Origin of the sequence: Shewanella sp. 10N.286.51.B2 (assembly GCF_041469265.1) — a bacterium.
GTDB lineage: Bacteria > Pseudomonadota > Gammaproteobacteria > Enterobacterales > Shewanellaceae > Shewanella.
In genome coordinates this window covers 16590-37574 of record NZ_JBFRKH010000020.1, presented here as the reverse complement: position 1 = coordinate 37574, position 20985 = coordinate 16590, and the positions used below count along the sequence as shown (strand labels likewise).

The 20985-nt window shown below is 41.5% G+C and carries 11 protein-coding genes; all 11 read right to left on the bottom strand.

All coding sequences use genetic code 11. The features are described from left to right. Positions 1-70: 70 nt before the first annotated feature. The 11 genes from AB4140_RS05855 to AB4140_RS05805 all read right to left on the bottom strand — a co-directional run bounded on the left by AB4140_RS05855 (position 71) and on the right by AB4140_RS05805 (position 20236). Positions 71-625 (bottom strand): hypothetical protein, encoded by a 555-nt coding sequence (locus AB4140_RS05855; RefSeq protein ID WP_372000122.1) that lies wholly within the window; start codon positions 623-625, stop codon positions 71-73. Then, positions 618-1370, bottom strand: coding sequence for a hypothetical protein (locus tag AB4140_RS05850; protein ID WP_102439697.1), 753 nt, complete (start codon positions 1368-1370; stop codon positions 618-620). Before AB4140_RS05850 ends, AB4140_RS05855 begins: the two co-directional genes overlap by 8 nt. 399 nt (positions 1371-1769) lie before the next feature. Next, positions 1770-2510 carry a DUF481 domain-containing protein gene (locus tag AB4140_RS05845; RefSeq protein WP_102439698.1) on the bottom strand — a complete coding sequence of 247 codons (741 nt, stop codon included), beginning with the start codon at positions 2508-2510 and terminating at the stop codon, positions 1770-1772. 179 nt (positions 2511-2689) lie between these two features. Beyond that, the gene (locus AB4140_RS05840) at positions 2690-4033 is read right to left on the bottom strand and encodes an MATE family efflux transporter (protein ID WP_372000120.1); all 1344 of its coding nucleotides are present in this window, start codon (positions 4031-4033) and stop codon (positions 2690-2692) included. A gap of 280 nt (positions 4034-4313) precedes the next feature. Then, positions 4314-5378, bottom strand: a complete 1065-nt coding sequence (gene fba / locus AB4140_RS05835; RefSeq protein ID WP_303501728.1) for a class II fructose-bisphosphate aldolase — start codon at positions 5376-5378, stop codon at positions 4314-4316. Positions 5379-5670: 292 nt separating this feature from the next. Further along, a complete protein-coding gene (locus AB4140_RS05830; RefSeq protein WP_102476933.1) occupies positions 5671-6846 on the bottom strand; it encodes a phosphoglycerate kinase in 1176 nt (391 codons plus the stop codon). An 87-nt stretch (positions 6847-6933) separates the two neighbouring features. Next, positions 6934-7956 carry an erythrose-4-phosphate dehydrogenase gene (gene epd, locus AB4140_RS05825; RefSeq protein WP_102439702.1) on the bottom strand — a complete coding sequence of 341 codons (1023 nt, stop codon included), beginning with the start codon at positions 7954-7956 and terminating at the stop codon, positions 6934-6936. A 129-nt stretch (positions 7957-8085) separates the two neighbouring features. Then, a complete protein-coding gene (gene tkt / locus AB4140_RS05820; RefSeq protein WP_372000134.1) occupies positions 8086-10080 on the bottom strand; it encodes a transketolase in 1995 nt (664 codons plus the stop codon). Positions 10081-10488: 408 nt separating this feature from the next. Then, positions 10489-14085 (bottom strand): S8 family serine peptidase, encoded by a 3597-nt coding sequence (locus tag AB4140_RS05815; RefSeq protein ID WP_372000117.1) that lies wholly within the window; start codon positions 14083-14085, stop codon positions 10489-10491. 83 nt (positions 14086-14168) lie between these two features. Next, a complete protein-coding gene (locus AB4140_RS05810; RefSeq protein ID WP_372000115.1) occupies positions 14169-17945 on the bottom strand; it encodes a S8 family serine peptidase in 3777 nt (1258 codons plus the stop codon). A gap of 206 nt (positions 17946-18151) precedes the next feature. Then, complete coding sequence (locus AB4140_RS05805) at positions 18152-20236, bottom strand: winged helix-turn-helix domain-containing protein (protein WP_102476928.1); 2085 nt, start codon at positions 20234-20236, stop codon at positions 18152-18154. Positions 20237-20985 lie beyond the last annotated feature (749 nt).

Here is a 20985-nt window from a genome sequence, read left to right as displayed (position 1 = left end):
GAGTTTGCCTTGCCTTAACTATAACGAATTTCAGCAGATAAAGGAGGCGTAAATAACTAAAACTATACCATTATTCATGTAAACGGCATGCCCAAAGCATATTGTAGGGCTTAAATTTCATTAAGATATATTTATTATCAATATCCATTTCTAAGACTTGAACAGCTATATGCAGCAGTGTTTGAGTTTGCAACTGAGCCGCTGTGGTTTTAAGCTCTTTGGCGAGGTACTTTCTCAAATAGGAATTATTTTGGTTAAACTGAGCATCGGTTAACACTAAATCTAATTTATAGGTCATGTCACCAACCTCTAGTTCAGTCAAATCGCCATCGAATGTTGCATATTCATGGTTTTTTGAACCTTTGGCATTGTAATAATTCAACTGAATTTGCTTATTTTTAACTGTTAATGCTAAAAATAGTGGTCCATGATCAAGCTCGATTGTATGCTCTTTGTCAGCGCTAAATTCATATAAATCACTCTGGCAATCAAAGGCCCATATATCTCTTGTATCAGCAAACTGCTCTAACATTAACACCGAAATACAAGAGACTACGATGAAACAGACAGTAAAAACAACACGACCAATTCTAGTTAACAAAAAATCTGTTACTGCTTTAACCACAAATATTTACCTTTTTTAGCCACGCAGGCGTTACAAAGCTATGCTGAGCTTGATCCCTCAAAACCTTGATATTATAAAAACGCCAGCGATCGGGTAGGCGTTTTTTCATTACGATGCTGACGGCTTTATTATCTTCAGCCAAAGTGGCGGAAATAGCATCCCAAGGCATGATGGGGCAATTTCTTAACTGATTAGAGATACGGTCTGCAATACTGCTTAAATCTAAATCGATTTCACTGGCTTTAGAGGCATATAAATACAGGTTAGAAACATTGCCTTGTTGAGTTAAAAACTCTCGGCTAGCATCCGGCTTCACCGATTCTTGATTATTAAGGTGTGAATGAACAAAAAATAGTGCGATTAACGTTAGCAAAATAATCACAATATACTGACCATAAGAAATCACCTTATTAGGTGAATCAAATAGGCTATTCTTACCAGAAACGACTTTAGTATAAAGAATGACACCCTGATTGGGGATTAACTCTATTAGCCTGCTATGAGAAGCGCCTAAATAATCCTGAAACAACACAATTATTTGTTGTAAATCTTCTTCTGAAATTTGCTGCTGATGCTGGCCATCAGTGGGGAAAGAGAGGCTTTCGATAGGCACAACTTGTCCGCGATGTTTTGCTAATAAGCTCAACACCCAGAATTCGTTATTATTGAGCTGCCATGTGGTAGCTTTGGATTGGTTGCTAAGCACTTTTTGCTTATCATCAAACCAACAACACCCAATTTGCATGCCTAGTCCATCTCATATTGCTCTATATATCATTAGATTATAGCGGAGCAGTAAATAGTTATTTGTGATCCACACAACTGATAGTCAGACAAGATTAAAATTCGTGAACTACGCCGCGAAATTTCGACATAAATCAACTCCAACGGCCCGCAAAAGCATACAACTGTTAACCAAGTTGCATCAAAGTCACACCGAAACCAACACAGATCAACATCAACCGATACTTAGTAACACCACCCACCACCCCTAGCGAACATAAAAATCATTTTCAATAGTTGGCGAGCTTTTTTTTGCGCTAATTTTGTATCAATAAAGCTGTATTATTAAGCAAAAAAAAACCGAGCATAGCTCGGTTTCTGATATGACGATTTTTTTAAGGGCGCTTGCCCCAAAAACTAATTAGAATGCATACAACAAAGTCATATTGGTTTCAGTATCAGTACTCTTTTTATCTTCAAGTGGTGCATCGTTATAACGCACAATAACAGCAAACTTCATTGCCAATGCACCAATGATATTAGCCGTTAGCGCAGTTTCAGAGCGGCCTTCTAAGTTGTCACCGTAATCGGCAACAAACAGTTGGCTAAAAGTTGAGCTATCGGTAATTTTATAGGTAAAGTTCATCATACCATGAGCAACAACACTGTCCTCAGTGTCATAACCTAATGCCAATGATTGCTCATCATCTAATTGCTTATAGATATAACCTGGACCGATTTCTGCACTCAAAAAAGCTCTTTCATTATCAATAAACTTGTAACCGTAACCCGCTGAAGCAATCATTTTGTAATCAAAACCAGTAAAAGGATCGGCTTCATAGTTTGCGGTGATATACATATAGCTTTTTTCGTCGAACTGATAGTTGCCTTGAACACCGGCATAGTAACGTTTAGCAGTATTTTCACCAGAATCTTCTTTATACAAACCTTCTAGCAGGTATGCATTCTCCCAATTGCCTAATTCTTGTTTCAAACCTAAACGCGCTTTAACTGAAGAAGTATCGGTATTACCCGTTGTTAGTGTTGCGCCTAATTCAGCCTCACCAGCGAAGGTTTTATCACCTTCAACAAAGTCTGCACCAGCATGGGCAGCAAACGGCATAGCTAAAGTTACAGCTGCAGCAAGTAGCAATTTTTTCATGTCATCAAGTCCTTTAATTACAATAGTTTCAAACTCACCCCAAAAATCGAACCGAATTCTAACACTTTGATAGCGAAAATGAAAAAACTACTCACCTATTAAAGCGATTAATACAAAACCCTAAAAACCATTTTCTATAATCTCTTGTGCTGCATCAGCTTAGCGCTGCCAAATTATCACTAAGCCATCACTAGGCACTTTTGCTGCCAACGCCCACTGCGCCAGCGCCATAACATCAATAAGCCCCTAACCCACTCGTCCACAGCCAAAGCGCACCAAATGCCTACTAAGCCTAAATCTAAATGTACTCCTAAAAAGTATGCCCCAGGCAAAGCAATACACCACATAGATAAAAGGCCGATAAAAATTGGGAAACGAGCGTCGCCACTGGCTCTTAAGGCATTAATGACGACCAGATTAAATGTCCGACCAGGTTCCATTAATAGAGTTAGAATAAATAGCTGACCAACCATAGTAAGGATATCTTGGTCCTTGGTAAAAAAGGCCACTAAATGCTCGCCAAAAGCAGCAGCTAATGCCGCCACTATAGTGGTGACGATTAGCCCTATCTTGAGTGCTTTATACATTTGTGCTTCAGCAGCTTGATATTGTTTGGCGCCTATCATATGACCAATAATAATCTCATTACCAATGCCAATAGATAAGCCGAATAACAAGATAAACATACAAATTTGGAAGTACAAAGCTTGTGCGGCGAGGGCTTTATCGCCCATTAATCCCACAAAGGCGGTCACCACCATAAATTGCAGCATCCAAGAAATATTTTCTCCCGCTGCAGGCAGTCCGATATGAAAAACTTTATTAAGAAGCTGCTTTTTAGGTTTGATAATTTCAAGCAGTTTAAGTTGGATTTTGGTGTACTTAACAAATAAGTAAGCCATTAATGTCATGCCAACTAAGCGCCCTACAACCGTGCTAATAGCCACACCTGCAACGCCCATTTGCGGCAAACCAAACCAGCCGTAAAGTAACAGCAAGTTGCCGCAAAAGGTAATCACATTCATCAGTAAAGTGACCCACATGGCTTGTTGGGTAAAGCCATGGGCTCGCATCCCTGCAGCAAGACACATTGCCATCGCCTCAGGTATTAAACAAATACCGACAATTTGCAGGTAAAGTTTACCATCTGGGATCAGCTCAGCAGGTAAATTCATTAGATGTAGAATTAATCCTGCACCACTAAATACCCCTAATGCCGCAACCACACCCACTAATAAATTAAACCCTATCGACGAGTAAACAACGTCGCTAGCCGTTGCCTTATTATTGGCACCGAGATATTGAGTGATCACCACACTGGCGCCAATACTGACGAAGCTAAAAAGCGTAATCGATAGCTCAAATACCATGTTGCCCACTGACAGTGCGGCAACCCCTTGATAAGAAACTCGGCTAATCATTAATGTATTTAAAGCTGCGGTCAAAAAGTGCAACGCAAAGTCAAAAAATAATGGCCAAGTGAGGGAGAAAAGCGATAACTGGGCATTGGGTTTAGCGTGCATACGTCATATTCAATATAGGTTAAAGGTTAGTCAGTTCCTTCTAAAGCTTAACAATAATTTATGAGATTTCGCCCAGCTTATTATCAATATGAAATTAAGTCCGTTTTTAAGGGCGGCGATATTGCGCTATTTACCTAAGGGATATAAGTGGTTTTAGAAAAAAAGCCATAAAAAAACCCAACGCGAAAGGTTGGGTTTTTAGTACTATTATTAATCAATTAGTTACACAAAAAGCAGCAGTAAAAAACCATTGAACATCTTGTATGCACTATTGAGTAAGTTAGTTAATTTGCGGATCTAACTCACCAGATTGATACGCTTTGTACATTGCTTGTAGTGACTTAGGCTTAATTTTAGAACCCATGCCAGCACAGCCAAACGCTTCATAACGTGTGGTACAAATGTCAGCCATTGCTTCCATTGACGCTTTTAAGAATTTACGTGGATCAAATTCAGCTGGGTTTTCAGCTAAGAATTTACGTACTGCACCTGTTGATGCTAAACGTAAATCGGTATCGATATTCACTTTACGAACACCATGCTTAATCCCTTCAACGATTTCCTCTAAAGGCACGCCGTAAGTTTCTGGGATTTCACCGCCGTACTGGTTAATGATCTGCAGCCACTCTTGTGGTACTGAAGACGAACCATGCATGACTAAGTGCGTGTTAGGAATACGGGCGTGGATCTCTTTAATACGGTCAATACGCAGCACATCACCCGTTGGACGTTGGCTGAACTTATAAGCACCATGGCTAGTACCAATCGCAATAGCTAAAGCATCTACATGAGTGTCAGATACAAAACGCGCCGCTTCTTCAGGGGTTGTTAGCATTTGCTCCATCGTTAAGATACCAGCAGCACCGATACCATCTTCTTCGCCTGCTTCGCCAGTTTCTAAACTGCCTAAGCAACCGATTTCACCTTCAACAGATACACCACAAGCATGTGCGAAAGCAACAGTGCGACGAGTTACATCAACGTTGTAATCGTATGATGCAGGTGTTTTACCATCTGCCATCAAAGAGCCGTCCATCATCACTGATGACATACCTAACTGGATTGAACGCTGACAAATATCAGGATCAGTACCATGGTCTTGGTGAATACATACTGGAATATCTGGATACTGCTCAAGTGCGGCAGCCATCAAATACTTAAGGAACTGTGGACGAGCATATTTACGCGCACCCGCTGATGCTTGCACGATAACAGGGCTGTCAGTCGCTTCAGCTGCTTGCATAATTGCACGCATTTGTTCTAAGTTATTTACGTTAAATGCTGGAACACCGTAACCGTGTTCTGCAGCATGATCTAGCATTTGTCGTAGAGATATTAAGGCCATTTTTTACTCCAAAAATAGGGTGATTACTCACCTAGGTCGCTATCGCTTGGATTGATTTTTATACCCTTACATCTTGCTAATATCCGATGTAAAAGTGCTTGTTAACTTATGTCAGCAAGCACTCAAACAGTAAACTAGCAAGTATAAGAGCGGTTTTTTTCTAATTATTATCGGTTTCGTACTACAATTTTTACTCGTTATTCGCGATAAACCACGACTCATCTTGACTCAGTTGTGCCGAGATAACTCTGATAATCGCGATTAAATTCGCCGCTTAAGCTATTAGTGCTTATTATTTGCCGCGTTGTTCGAGCATAGCAACGGCTGGTAACTCTTTACCTTCAAGGAATTCCAAGAACGCGCCGCCACCTGTTGAGATATAAGAGACTTTGTCTGCTATATCGTATTTATCCACTGCCGCTAAAGTATCACCACCACCCGCAATTGAAAATGCACTTGAATCGGCAATCGCTTGAGCGATACGCTTAGTCCCTGCGCCAAACTGATCAAATTCAAATACGCCCACTGGGCCATTCCATACTACAGTGCCTGCAGCTTCAATGATTTTTGCTAATGCTTCAGCGCTATCGGGGCCGATATCAAAAATCATATCTGTGTCAGCAACATCCGCCACTGACTTTAAGGTTGCCGCTGCAGTCGGGCTAAACTCACTGGCAACAACAACATCTGTAGGGACAGGGATATCGCCGCCACGGCTTTGTGCATTGGCCACTAAACGCTTAGCCTCATCAACTAAGTCAGCTTCAAAGAGTGATTTACCCACTTGATGGCCTGCTGCCGCAACGAAAGTATTAGCAATACCACCGCCTACAACTAACTGATCAACTTTAGTTGATAAGCTTTCAAGTACCGTTAGCTTAGTTGATACTTTTGAGCCACCCACAATGGCCACCATTGGACGAGCTGGATTATCAAGTGCTTTACCTAATGCAGCTAGTTCACCTGCAAGTAGCGGGCCAGCACAAGCAATAGGCGCATGTAGACCAACGCCATGGGTTGATGCTTGTGCGCGATGAGCGGTGCCGAAGGCGTCCATTACGTATACATCACATAATGCAGCCAATTTTTTAGCTAATGCTTCATCGTTTTTCTTTTCGCCGATATTAAAGCGCACGTTCTCAAACACAACCACTTCGCCAATGTTCGCAGCAACACCATCAAGGTAATCAGCAGCTAAAGTCACTGGGCAGTCTAATGCCGCTTGTAAGTAGTTAACCACTGGTTGCATAGAAAATTCAGCGTTGAATTCGCCTTCTGTTGGGCGCCCAAGGTGAGACATCACCATCACTGCGGCGCCTTTTTCAAGGGCCAGCTTAATTGTCGGTAAAGCAGCGCGTAAACGTGCATCACTGGTCACAACACCGTCACTGACTGGCACGTTAAGATCTTCACGAATAAGCACACGCTTATTGGTCAAATCCAACTCACTCATATTGATAATAGCCATGGAGATATTTCCTTTTAATTTAAAAACAAAGCTGCTGTTACAATTGAGCGCTTTACCTCATAAGATAAAGCGCTCAATTAATATAAATTAATTACCGTTATTTTTAGCGCAAATCATCGCTAAACTGGTATCAAGCATTCGATTAGCAAAGCCCCATTCATTGTCACACCACAGTAATAGCTTCACTAAATGCCCTGCGCTGACGCGTGTTTGGGTACCATCGACGATACTGGAACGGGGATCGTGGTTAAAATCACACGATACTAATGGTTCATCAGTATAACCCAAAATAGCATTAAAACGACCGCTGGCGGCATGCTCTAGCACATGATTTACACTGGCAATATCAACCAGTTTATCAACGGTGACTGATAAGTCGATTGCGGTCACATTGATGGTTGGAACACGCACTGAGATCGCTTCAAACTTGTCTTTCATGTGCGGTAAAATCCGCTCGATGCCACGGGCAAGTTTAGTATCAACCGGTATAATTGACTGACCTGCTGCGCGGGTTCTACGTAAATCATCATGGTAGGCATCAATCACTTGCTGATCGTTCATCGCTGAATGAATTGTTGTAATTGCGCCGCTTTTTACTTCAAAGTGCTTATCCAGTACATCGATGATTGGCACGATGCAATTGGTGGTGCAAGATGCATTTGACACCACAGTATGATGCGGCTGAAGTAAGTGGTCATTAACCCCAAATACGATAGTGCCATCAACATCTGCAGAAGATGGGTGACTTATTAACACTTGTTTGGCCCCTGCATAGATGTGGGCTTCACAGGCTTGCCTTTCAATTAAGCTGCCACTGCACTCATACACTATATCGATGTCTAATTCGGCCCAAGGTAATTTACTGGCGTCAGCTTGGTGAAATAATTGGATGACATCATCACCAATATGTAATTGGTCTTCATGCAATTTAACGCTGTTTTGAAAGCGGCCATGGGTGGTGTCATATTGGGTTAAATGACTGATAGCAGCAGGTTTAGCAAGCTCGTTAATGGCAACAATTTGGATCTGTTGACGTTTACCCGATTCGTATAAGGCACGTAAGATTGAACGGCCTATTCGGCCATAACCATTGATAGCAACTCGGATCATTGAGGGTTAAGCTTCCTCTTAACAGTACTCAGCAGAATTTAGAAAAAAAACGGCCTGCAAGTGATTGCAGGCCGCCATTATACAGATTAAAAGGCTAAAAGTTTACCCTTTAATTGAGTCGCTTAGGGATTAACCTAATGAGTTAACCGTATTAACGACATTATCAACAGTAAAGCCGAAGTGTTTAAGTAAGTCGCCACCAGGTGCTGATTCACCAAAGGTAGACATACCCACAACTGCGCCATTGAAACCAACATACTTATGCCAGAAATCAACGTGTGCAGCTTCAATCGCAACACGCTTAAGTACTGATGAAGGTAATACAGACTCTTTATACGCTGCATCTTGCTTATCAAATACGTTCGTAGATGGCATAGACACAACGCGAACCTTTTGACCTTTTACAGTCAATACAGCAGCAGAGTCCATGGCAAGTTGTACTTCACTACCTGTGGCAATCAAGATAACGTCTGCTGTGCCTTCACAATCAGACAGTACGTAACCACCTTTAGCAACATTGGCTAACTGCTCAGCTGTTCGAGCCTGGGCTTTTAGGCCTTGGCGGCTAAAGATTAATGAGGTTGGCGACTTGCGAGTTTCAATCGCAGATTTCCAAGATACTGCTGTTTCAGCAGCATCACATGGACGCCATACCGTCATGTTTGGCGTCATGCGTAAGTTAGCTAATTGCTCAACAGGTTGGTGAGTAGGACCATCTTCACCTTGGCCAATTGAATCATGGGTGTAAACAAAGATATTTTGAATGCCCATCAGTGCTGACATACGTACCGCATTACGTGCATATTCCATGAACATCATGAAAGTTGCACCATAATTGATAAAGCCGCCATGTAATGATGCACCATTCATGATGCCACTCATACCAAATTCACGTACACCGTAGTAAATGTAGTTACCAGCAGGATCGTCTTGAATACCTTTTGAACCAGACCAAAGGGTTAAGTTTGAACCCGCTAAGTCAGCACTACCACCTAATAACTCAGGGAGCATTTCACCGAAGAAACCAATGGCATTTTGCGATGCTTTACGACTGGCAATGCCTTCTGCTTTATCTTGACACTCTTGGATAAATGCTTGAGCTTTAGCTTCAAAATCAGCTGGTAAGTCACCGTTTAATACACGGCGCTCAAATTCAGCAGCAAGTGCTGGCTCTGCCGCTTTATAAGCTGCAAATTTTTCATCCCATGCTTTTTCGTTAGCAATACCAACTTCTTTAGCATCCCAACCTTGGTAAACATCAGTAGGAATTTCAAATGGGGCATGTGGCCAACCAAGGAACTCACGAGCTGCTGCAATTTCAGCATCGCCAAGTGGCGCGCCGTGACAGTCATGGCTACCAGACTTGTTTGGCGAACCAAAACCAATGACAGTTTTACAACAAATCATTGTTGGTTTGTCTGTTACTGACTTAGCTTCTTCGATTGCAGCGCGAATAGCATCACTGTCGTGACCATCAACACCCGCAATAACATGCCAGCCGTATGACTCAAAACGCTTAGGGGTATCGTCAGTGAACCAGCCTTCTACGTGACCATCGATAGAAATACCGTTGTCATCCCAGAATGCAACTAGCTTACCAAGACCTAACGTTCCCGCTAATGAACATGCTTCATGGGAGATACCTTCCATTAAACAGCCATCGCCTAAGAAACAATAAGTGTTGTGATCAACAATGTCGTGACCTGGACGGTTAAATTGTGCTGCTAAGGTTTTTTCAGCAATCGCCATACCGACAGCGTTACTGATACCAGCGCCTAAAGGACCGGTTGTGGTTTCAACACCCGGTGTGTAACCAAACTCTGGATGACCCGGTGTTTTAGAATGCAGCTGACGGAACTGTTTTAGTTCTTCAATCGGAAGTTCGTAACCCGATAAATGCAGTAAAGAGTAGATAAGCATTGAACCATGACCATTTGATAAGATGAAACGGTCGCGATCGGCCCAGTTAGGATTGGTTGGGTTATGCTTTAAAAAATCATTCCATAACACTTCAGCAATATCTGCCATACCCATTGGTGCGCCTGGGTGTCCAGAATTTGCTTTTTGAACGGCATCCATACTTAACGCACGGATTGCGTTGGCGAGTTCTTTACGAGATGACATGCTCTCTCCTGCTTGTTGATGATGAGGTCTAGCGGGCAATTGTGGGGACATATTTTCCCCTACTCAGCGATGGGACGCAAATTATAATTAAATATAAGTAGCAATTTTTTATCCCGAGCAATACTGCTTACACCTGACGATATTATTAATGGCTCGATTTATACCATGTTATCGGTAACATTTAAATCACATTTACACCAATAATTAACATTTTGTAAAAGTTGAACTTTGGATGCGTTGGGGAGGCAATAGCTGAAATGATAACGGGAAGGAAAAAAAGGCCAACATCCTTGTTGGCCTTATAAAGGTAATTAAACAATAAGAAGTACTGCCACAAACCCGATTAATTATATGACTTGATAATTCATCGGGCTGATATTAACAGCGAGTTTACAGTTAGTTTTTAAGCTATTTCTGAACACGTTTACGCTGGCGAATACATGCCATCATCAGCAACATCATCCAACCCAAACCCAAAGCACCACCACTGCTTTTAGTTGGTTCTTCGATTACCGGAGGTATAACCTCTGGCGCTGCGGCAACCGTGAGTGTGAACATGCTAAATGCTGATAACTCACCATCCGTTGCTGTCACTTTAATTTCAAATGTTCCCGCTTCAGTCAAGCTGCCAGATAAGCTCATGCCATCAATGCTTAATGTATCTAAGCCTGACACGCTATAAGTCAGAGTGTCATTTTCGGCATCAGCAAATACATCTGTTAAATCAACACTGAATGCAACACTGCCTGAGTCAGTAAGCTCAGTTTCAACATCGCTAAGTGGATTAGCCACTGTTGGAGCGGTATTAACAGGTACTTCAACTGGAGCCAAACCTTCAACTTTAATCAGTGTGCCACCAATGTTACGCACTAAATTTGACGTTGTCCCCAGTTCTAGTAAGCCGTAGTAAACCTCACCTTCTTCTAGCGGAGTTAAGGTTTGACTGTCATCAAGATAGCCATTAACTGTCATGCTGACATCAAACTCTTCGTCTTGGGCAACAGTACTTGGCGCATCAATGTCGAAACTGGCTTGAGAAGAATAACTAACATGAGTCACTCGCACTGTAACGTCATCAGCCTCATCAGCGACTGTGCCTTCATAGTTATGCGCAAGTATCCAGTAATTACCTGTGGTAGGTGTTGGAATAATACACTGCTCGTTAGAGTCAATTTCACCACTGATACACACTAATGAGTAATACAGTTCGCTTGCATCCGCTTTACCATCATTGTTCTCATCAATACCCACATATAAGTCCATGTCAGGTGAAGTTGTATCTGTGATTTCAACCACTAAACGTTTGGTATAGGGTTTAACAACAGTCGTTGTGGTAAATAACACCTCTTGATTGTATGCAGGGCTGTTACGCTCAACATCATTAGATGCACCGATCGCTGTGCCGCTAAAGCTTTGTGATTTAAATAAACCAAAGCCGTTAACTTGCAGATCATTACTACCAGATGTAACGATGTCATTGATCTCGATTGTATTATCTAGGTTGTTTAACTTAGCTGAAACGCTATCTACGATTTGCCCCGCTTTAAAGCCAATAGTGGCCTGTAAGTGAGTATCACTCATGTCATCAGCTGAATTCTTTAGATTAATGTAGCCATGCACCCATTCATCAACTAACTCTGCATTAGCGATAGCCTTGATCGTCAATACTTGAGACTCACCAGCGTTAAGTGCAAATGATGAAGGTGACACTTCAAAAGTAAAGCCATCATTTAAGTACTCATAACCCACTGTCCAGTTACTGCTTTTCGTCGCTGTGACTTTACGTGTCCAAGTACAATTTGAAATACACTCATTGTTAACCATCGAGCTTGTATTCAAATCACCTGGGTTACCGTCAATCGATGGGTTAGCTGCAAGATATTCTTCTTTAGTGATATCCATTAATAAACCCGCTTTTAGGGCATCATTAATACGGATACTACCGGCACCTTGAGTGAAGAAATCAGAGCGCTGTTTAACACCGTCATAGTCATCATCTTGGTAAGTCACCTGATAAGCTGTAGACATAATAGCCATTTGCGCTTGCGCAGGCGTCCATTGAGGATAAGCTGATTTGATCAAGGCAAGTGCGCCAGCAACATGTGGGCTTGCCATGGATGTCCCAGAGAATGACACATAAGGAATATGGCCAATCTCACCTTCAAATACTCTGTCCTCTGCATTTGCAGCATAGATATCCACACCCGGTCCAGCAATATCAGGAGCAAAAATATTCGGATATGGCAGGTTTGGTCCGCGAGAAGTAAATGCGCCGGCAATATCACCCAAACTATCATCAGTGCTGGTTACACTGGCAGCTATTGCTGCTTGGTGATCAGTCCCAGTTGCTAACCAGTCAGTCAATAATTGGCCGTCAACATCATTTAAATGAATAGCTGGAAGTACGTGGTTATCATCATTTACCGTATCTGCACCACCTTCCAGGTTAATCAAAATCATGCCACCCGCACCGGCGTCTCTGACAATAATACCTTTACGTACACGAGCGTTAAGGCCACGTTCACAGACAACAATTTGATCGCTAGTAAATGTGTCTGCTTCAAAAGGCTCAGTACACATAGCATTGGCTTCATCATAATCTTTAGCCTGAACCACCTTACCGGTAAAGCCTTTGGTAACACCACGGCCCGATAAATCAGCCAGAGAAGTGCCACCAACAGAGGTGAAATCAGTCAAACCTTTCTCGTCAAAACTCAGGTTATGGCTATAAGCTGCTACGGTTGTTACCCAAGGCGCATTACCAGGAGAGCCAATTGTGCTCGCTGTAGGTCCTGCGTTACCAGCTGCTGTTGCCACATGAATACCAGCTTCACGCGCATTTAAGAATGCCTCAGCGCTTACTGAATCCCACGGGTCAGTTGCAGAGCCGCCAACTGAATAATTAAGTACTTGCACGCCATTTTCAATGGCATGCTCAAGAGCTTGAATCGTAAATTCAGGGTAACAAGAGCCTACATCGTCACACACTTGGTAAGAGACGATATTGGCATGGGGGGCCACGCCACTAATCTCAGGAAACTCAAAGGCACTTTTTTCGGCAATGATATTGCCATCTTCTTCTTCCACTTGAAGGTAATAATTAACGTTTTGAACGACGTTACCTGCTGCCGTAGATGCCACATGTGAGCCATGTCCGTGGAAGTCATAACCCACTTTAGCTTTATCCGCTAGGTCATCATAACTTGGGTCATCTAGGTTATATGCAACACTTGCCCGATAATCAACAAGCTCTGGATAACTCACAATACCAATCAGTTTGTTGTTACAAAATTTAGGGTATTGCTGACAATCGCCAAAGTATTGATTTTCGCCATTTGGATTAACAAATACATGGCCATCATCGCCCACTTCTTTGAATGAGGGATGCGTAGCGTTAATGCCGGTATCCATAATACCGACAATAATCCCTTCACCTTTGGTACCAGGGATATCATTGACACCTTGCCAAACTTTTTTGGCTCCGATAAATTCAGGTCCTGTAGAAGTCTGAATATAATGCATACCGACAGGTTCAACACTGTATACATCTTGATCTTTTTGGATGGTTTTAACTTCACTGGCATCAAGCTGCAGTGCAAATGCATTAGCAACGACTTGATACTGTTGTGTTGGCTTTAAAGTACGGTTAAGTTTACCGCTTAACCTTTGGGTAATTTGTGTCTGCTTTGACTCAAGGTAGCGTTTATAGCTCACACTGGCTTGAGATTTAAGATTTAATACGCCCGCTGTAGTTTTGTTACTTTGATTACTTTTGATGCTGGTTGCGGCATAGCCTGTAACCGAGCCATCGTAACTTGCTAGCGCGCTATCTTTTAAACGGACAAAGTACAGTCCGTCAGTACGCATTTTTCCGGCACGTTCTAGTTTTATTTTTTCTTGGCCAGGATTGATGCTGTTAAGCGGTTTGCCTGAATCAGCATGACTAGAAAATGCCAATACTGAACTCACAGCACTAAGAACCAAATATCTACTACTTAATTTCATTTGATAACCTATTATTCTTTTTATAAAGGGAAAGCCGAATTCGGCTTTCCCTACCAGGGTTAAACAAGCAAGTGTTTAGCCAGTTAGAAACGACGACGCAGTGCGATAAGACCTGCGAACAGCAGAGATAACATACCTAAGCTACCACCACTGTCTTTTTCATACGTTGACTCTACAGTTAACGTATGGCTCACTTCATTCACACCGTCAGAAGCCGTAACAGTTAGTTGATGACTACCTTCACTATCAAGTTCACCCGTGATTTGAGTGCCAGCGATAGCCAGTGCAGTAAAGCCTGAACCTTCAACTGTGTAGCTTAAGCTGTTACCTTCGACATCCATAAACAGTCCATCGATATCCATGGTAAAGCTTGCTGAATCGCCTTTTTTGAAGGTCAATTGAGGAGTCGGCATAGCAGCGGCAACGTCTTCATCAACTACTGGCGCAATATCATTCACGTCCGTGACCATCACCTTAATGCTTTCGGTTTCACCAACTGTGTTGCCTTTTTGAGCAAGGATTTTAAGTTCAAATTCTTGGTTGTTCTCAAAATCAAGCGCTGATGGATTAACCACGTATAACTCATGAGTTTCTTGGTCAATCGCAAAAGGCGTACCTGTAACTGAATTAACGATATGCAATTCAAGCGGCTCAAAGTCTGTTGAACCGTAAGTAAAGAAGCCCTGAGTATCCAGCTCAATCTTTCCTAAAACAGTATTCATTTCAGCGCCTTCTGCAACGCTAAAGACTTGGTTAGCCTGTGCTCTTGCAACAATAGAACCATCATCATCTACCATTGCGTTATAGCCAATTTGCATGAAGTCATCGTTTACACTAACAACCATGAAATCTTTCGGTGCAGGGATCTGGCCGATACCACCTAAATCAGATGCACCCACTGAAGCGATATAAACCTCTTCACCTGGTTGAGCAGTATAGGTTGGTGAAAACGCTAGCTCGCCAACTTCAGCATCTTGACCCATTGCCGCAAAACCAACATGAACAGAGCGGTCATTTGCTACATCGGTACACACATCCATGCCGGTAAACCAATCAAAGTAACAAGACTCTTCAACTGCATAATTACCACCTTTAATCGGGTTAAATTGTGCAATTGGTTCGTATTGTTCTTTACCTGTGTGGCGGTCGGTTTGAATATGGAAACCAAAGTTTTGGTCAAAATCTTCTACGCTATCAAGCTCGTGGTGATATAGGTCTTCAAGACAAACCTGAGAAACGATATTTTTGCCATTATTGGTAAAATACGTTGGTAGGGTAGATTCTTTCATACGACCATTTGGGTTGGTGTAGTCATAAGCAACGCTGTAATCAATTACATATGTCGCTGGTTGACCTTTGGCATTTAACGCAATACGTGGCTGGTTTACTTGCTGCGCTTCATCCCAAATGTAGCCATCTGAAAAACTCTCATTCCAACCATTTTCTAAAACAACCGATTCAAAAAATAGGTCATAAGCAAATAGCTGTGGGCCACGCTCTTGAAAGTTAGCCAGTGCCACATCTGCGCGGTCGAATAAGCTTACGGCAATATTGAGCTTCTTACCTGAAACCGTACACATGGCATCATCAAAAATAGCGCCACCAACAGCTTTGATTTTATGACCTTTAACATTTTCTAAATCAGGTCTAACGGTACGGTTTTGTAAAATTAACGGATAAGCTTGAAAGGTTGTTTCAGTCTTAGAATCATTAATGAATGAAGCCACATAACCTTGATAACTGCCATTACCAAACTCATCATCAGGGTATAATTCACGACCCCAAGCTAAGTGATTCCATTCTGTTTGGAAAGTGTCTGGGTTCCAACCTAGATAAGTCGGAAACTCAATCGCGTTTGGGCGTTTAGTAATCGAGGTGCTGTGACGCGCTTTTACCATCCAACCAAGGTTAAGCTCAGGCTTACCTTCAGACATTAAGCTAATGTAACCATTTAGCTCAGTTGCTTTTAAGTTAGCGTCAGTATGATCCGCAGTGCTCATCAACGGCCATTGTGGCAGTTTATTAGCATCAACTATCATAGACACAGGTATAACCACACTTGAATTAGCAGGGATATTCACTGATTCAGGCAAGTTAAGTGTTAATGCTTCATGGGCAGCTTTATCACCGACCATTTTAAACGATAAGCTGTAGGTCTGAGCGGTATCTGAGACATTGCGAACAGTGATATTCTTATGAACTGTTTTAGTATCTGCAATTTCATGCATACCAAATTGAACGTAAGGTTGATTTGAAGCGCTTTCCCAAGCCACTAAAGGCGAGCTGATTGCAGCATCTAAATCTTCAACACCATGACCAATAGAATAGATTTCAGCAGGGGTAATTTCATCACTTTCTAAAATACTATCGATATTAGCAGTGTTAGCTAAAACAGCTTTAATTTCAGCAGGACCAAAACCTGGGAACTGACTTTTAATCACCGCAGCAGCGGCAGCAATTCTTGCAGCACCTGCCATAGAGCCAGAGCGCATACCGTACTTAGCTGCAGTTTCATCTGCATTGGAAATATGCACCACTGGCTGATTGTCAGTGAAAGTGACAATTTCAGGCTTTAACGTTTGTGAGCCACGCACTGGGCCCATTGCAGCCCATTCAGGTACAACAAGTGTTTCACCATCGTCAGCATAGTTTACTGCACCAACAGTAATTGCCGAAGTCGCACTACCTTCAGCTGAAATCCAGTTACGGTGTTTTGCTTCAGCGTCACCATAAAGTGAGTACTCAGCTAAATCTCCAGCATGAGTGACGACAGTCATACCTTGAGCTGATACACGTTCAATCATCAATTGCAGTAAGCTTACCGAGGCATTACCATCGATATCAAAAAATGCACCCGCGCCAGAAGCCTCTAGTAATGCAATATCGATACGGTCACTAATATCACCATCTTGGTTAGGGTCAAGAGCATGCTCAAAGGCTTGAACAAGTTTATCTAATGAAGGTCCTGACGCCGTAATATAAGTAGGGTCCCAACTTGCGCCCGATACGTTATAGACTTTATAAGCATGAAGTGATGCACCAGGTGCAAGTTGATGCACGATACTCGCAAGCTCAGTCCCCATGCCTGTAGGGTATACCCAACCATCCCAAGACTCATAGCTTAGGTTTTGATCGATTGGGTTAGCGTCATTACCGTAGTTTTCGCTTGAAAAATCCCAACCACCTGCAACTACTGCTGTAGGGAAGCCGCTATATTCAATAGCGCCATTTTCTAAGGCTTCTAAATAACTGCCAGCCGGTGGAGGCGTTTCAGGGTCATTATTTTCGCCATAAACACCTGAACCACCAAATATTGGTAAAGTGTAATCAATACCGGTAGAAATGATTGCAACGCTAACACCAGCACCAGCCGATTCATTGCCAGTATATGGAGTCAGTAAGGCGACTTCTTCATCGGCCATTACCGTAGCATTTTGCTGAACAGACTGAGTCGCTTCAGTTTGCTTAACGCTGCTAGTATTGCTGGCACTGAAAATACGTTGCACTGCATCAAGCGCCTTAACTTGAGCAACTGAGCCGCTTTGCAGTTCAACATTGATTATATTCGCAACTAACCCTGAACGCACTGTTAATATTGCCTGCGGATCAATGGCTTTAATTTGGTTGAATACTTGATCTTGTAATTTGCTAACTTCAGCAAGGCGTTGCGTGTAATCGCGTTTATCACCTTGGCGCTCGATAGCTGCGGCATTTGTTAAATATAGAGTATAGGTCGCGCGTTCTTGCTGCTGAGCGCTACCATATGCTGATACTGATTCGGTCTGAGCATTCGCATGTAGAGCACCCGACAGAATGGCGGTTGAGACGCATAATGCGAGCGTGCATTTATTAAATTTCATTTCCATTCCTTCACGTTATTTTTTGTTATTCGGCCTTTTTCAGGCTCTAACCAATTAATAACGTGCAAGGAACATTGTCACAACAACCTCAGATTCATTTAATACTCATATTTATATCTGCGCTTGTCTAGCTTATATCTTTTAATTATCTTTTTTATTTAAATACAGTCATTTAACTACGAAAAACATAATACCAACAACACTAGTTAGAGGCGATAACCAACAACATCGGCCTCGTTAGCAACCTTTAATGTTAACAATAAAGACTGTTCATCAGCGCTTGATAAACCAAAAAACTTGCGCACTGTATTCGCTGGAAATGACATCACAGTTTGTATCTCGCCAGCAGCATTGATTCGTTGGATCAGGTCTTGTTTTACTGTGCGTTCGACGAAATATACAAAGCCATCTTCATAGTAAAATGAGCCAAAATCATATTTAGCTAAACGATCGGTAATCTGGCTAACTTCATTAGTATTGGCATCAAAACGCCAAATACCATTTAAATTAAACTTCGACATATACAGTATATCTGGGGACTCACCTTCAACAGCATAATTCCCTTGGCCAAACTTAATTGGCTGTAATTTATCATCAAGTGAATAACGATAAATGCCACTACTCTCATTTTCAGTGCCTTTAAAATAGATAGCCTTGCCATCTTTAGACCAACTGATGTTTTCGGCTGCAAGATCGCCAATATCAACTCTTTCAAATAGTTCCGACTGAATATTACCTAAATATAAGGTTTGTTTATCATTACGGTTGATGGTGACGGCAAACATCTCACTGGTGGGCGATACCCCCACGACCCCTGCATTCCCCATGCTTTTAGTCAGGTTTTTACTAGTGACTTGGTTATTTTTCCAGGTGGACCACAATTTTGAACGATTTGACAAAAATAAAATATCACCAGTCTTTTTTGAATAACGGGCATACATGTCTCGTGAAGATGAGGAGATTTTTCGCAGTACTTTTTGGTTTTGATAGCTCAGTTGTGCAATATACTCTTTTGAAATGTGCTCGCTAATAAATAGCGTCTCGGTCACATCGGAATAAGTGACGCTACTGATTAAGCCAGTAAATGGAATGGTATGCTGAACATTACCTAACAGATCAATTTTAGAAATCACTAAATTTGATCCTTCAATATGATTCACATAAAAGCTGTCATTTTGATAACTAAAGTCATAGTCAATAATACTGACACTATTCGCTATTAAATCAACTACATCACTTTCACCACGTTTTAATAGCAGGCTCATTTGAAGTGATGAACTTTTTTCTCTGATAAACGCAATTTCATCATTATTGGTCAATTGATGAGGCGAAAAGTCTACCTCGTTTTTACCGGGCTTGGTTAATTGTGTACTTTGCTTTGTCGACATCGAATATGAAAACAAAGCCACTCTATCAGTTAATTGCTTCGCAAAAATAAGTGTATCTTCATCATTTTTTGACCAGCTCAGTACTCGTTTAAATGGCAAATAAAAGCAGCCCTCAGTCACAAGATCATCGGTATTTTGCTGTAAATGCCTTACTCTTACTTGGCAAACACCACTAGCTAAAACTCGCACGTAAGCCAGTTTTTGATCGGACGGCGACCAAGCGGGAGAAGCTTCTTCACTATCGACAAACGAAATTAATTTCAGTGGCGAGTCATTGTTATTAAGCTCTTTAATATAAATTTTGCCCGGTTGCTGACCATTACGCCATTGCATCGCAAGGTATTTGCCATCATTGGACACGGCAATATGCTCTTCAACCCCTTCAAAATTGGTCACTTTACTTTTTATTGGTGACGCCAAAGCGGCTGCGGCTTCAGGCTCTGTAAAAGATTTGATAAATTGATAAGCGGAATAACTGAGTAGTATCACAAATGCGAGCACAAAAACTGCCAACACGGTATGTTTACGGCCTGCCTTTTTGTGAGTGATATCTGAAAGACTCGTCTCCTCATTAGCTGAAGAAATTAATGAAATCGGTAACACTAATTGGTAACCAAGTTTTGGTAATGTCAGCAGTAAATCTGCTTCAATATGTAAATCTTTAAAGGATTTTCGTATTAGCCATACTGAATTAGTGAAACCTTTTTCACCAACAGCTTGGTTACCATCCCAGATGGTATCAATTGCTGTTTGGCGAGAAACAATATGATCTGGACTATCAATAAACAGTTTCAGCAACTCAAACACTTTAGCCGACAACTTAATTGTCTTATCACCACAGCTTAAGGTCATTATGCTGCAATCTAACGTACACGGCCCTATTTGATACTGAAGTAATGCCATCAAGTCTCACCTAGTAATTTGTTATTATTATTATTTTCACTAGTCATCATAAATATAAATCAAATAAAAACCATTCTACGCACAAGTTGTTTGATACAAAATTAATTAAGCCACTGTTAATAAAGGAATTGACCAGTGTTACAACTTGTATCGAAATATAAACAGTCACTTTATATAAATAAATATTATGAGTTATAGCTTGGTAGTATACAAAATAGCGTACCAGCTAACAATTACGTTTACATTTATTTAACAAGCGATTTGTGTTGATATTAGCGCTTTTTTTAGTGATAAATGCTAAAGGCACAGCAGCATTATTTAAAATACAACTTACTTGTCTGATTTTATTCAATAAAGACACGAGGTTAACCACAGTATTTTTTCAGAGCTTAGCCTCTCTTAAGGCTTATCAAACTCTGTATAGGTACAATAAAGTGGAATCTTGCTGGTTTACATAAGGCTTAATGACCATATTTCTAGTAAGTCAATAAGGGGGCCTCTATTGATAAGCCCAAATCCACTGGCTAAATAAATTGTTTAATTTAGCATACAGCCTTAAAAAATATCACCACAAAAAACACATTAAACTAATACAATCATAAAGATAAGCACAACTAATTCCTAAACAAGCTTTTAGGTTGAATTTAATTATTTGCGGCATTGCACAATTTTTGACTTATTATCGTATTGGGGGGTGTTATCATTTTTAAATTCGACTAAAATAGACGTCTAGATGTAGATACCTCTAC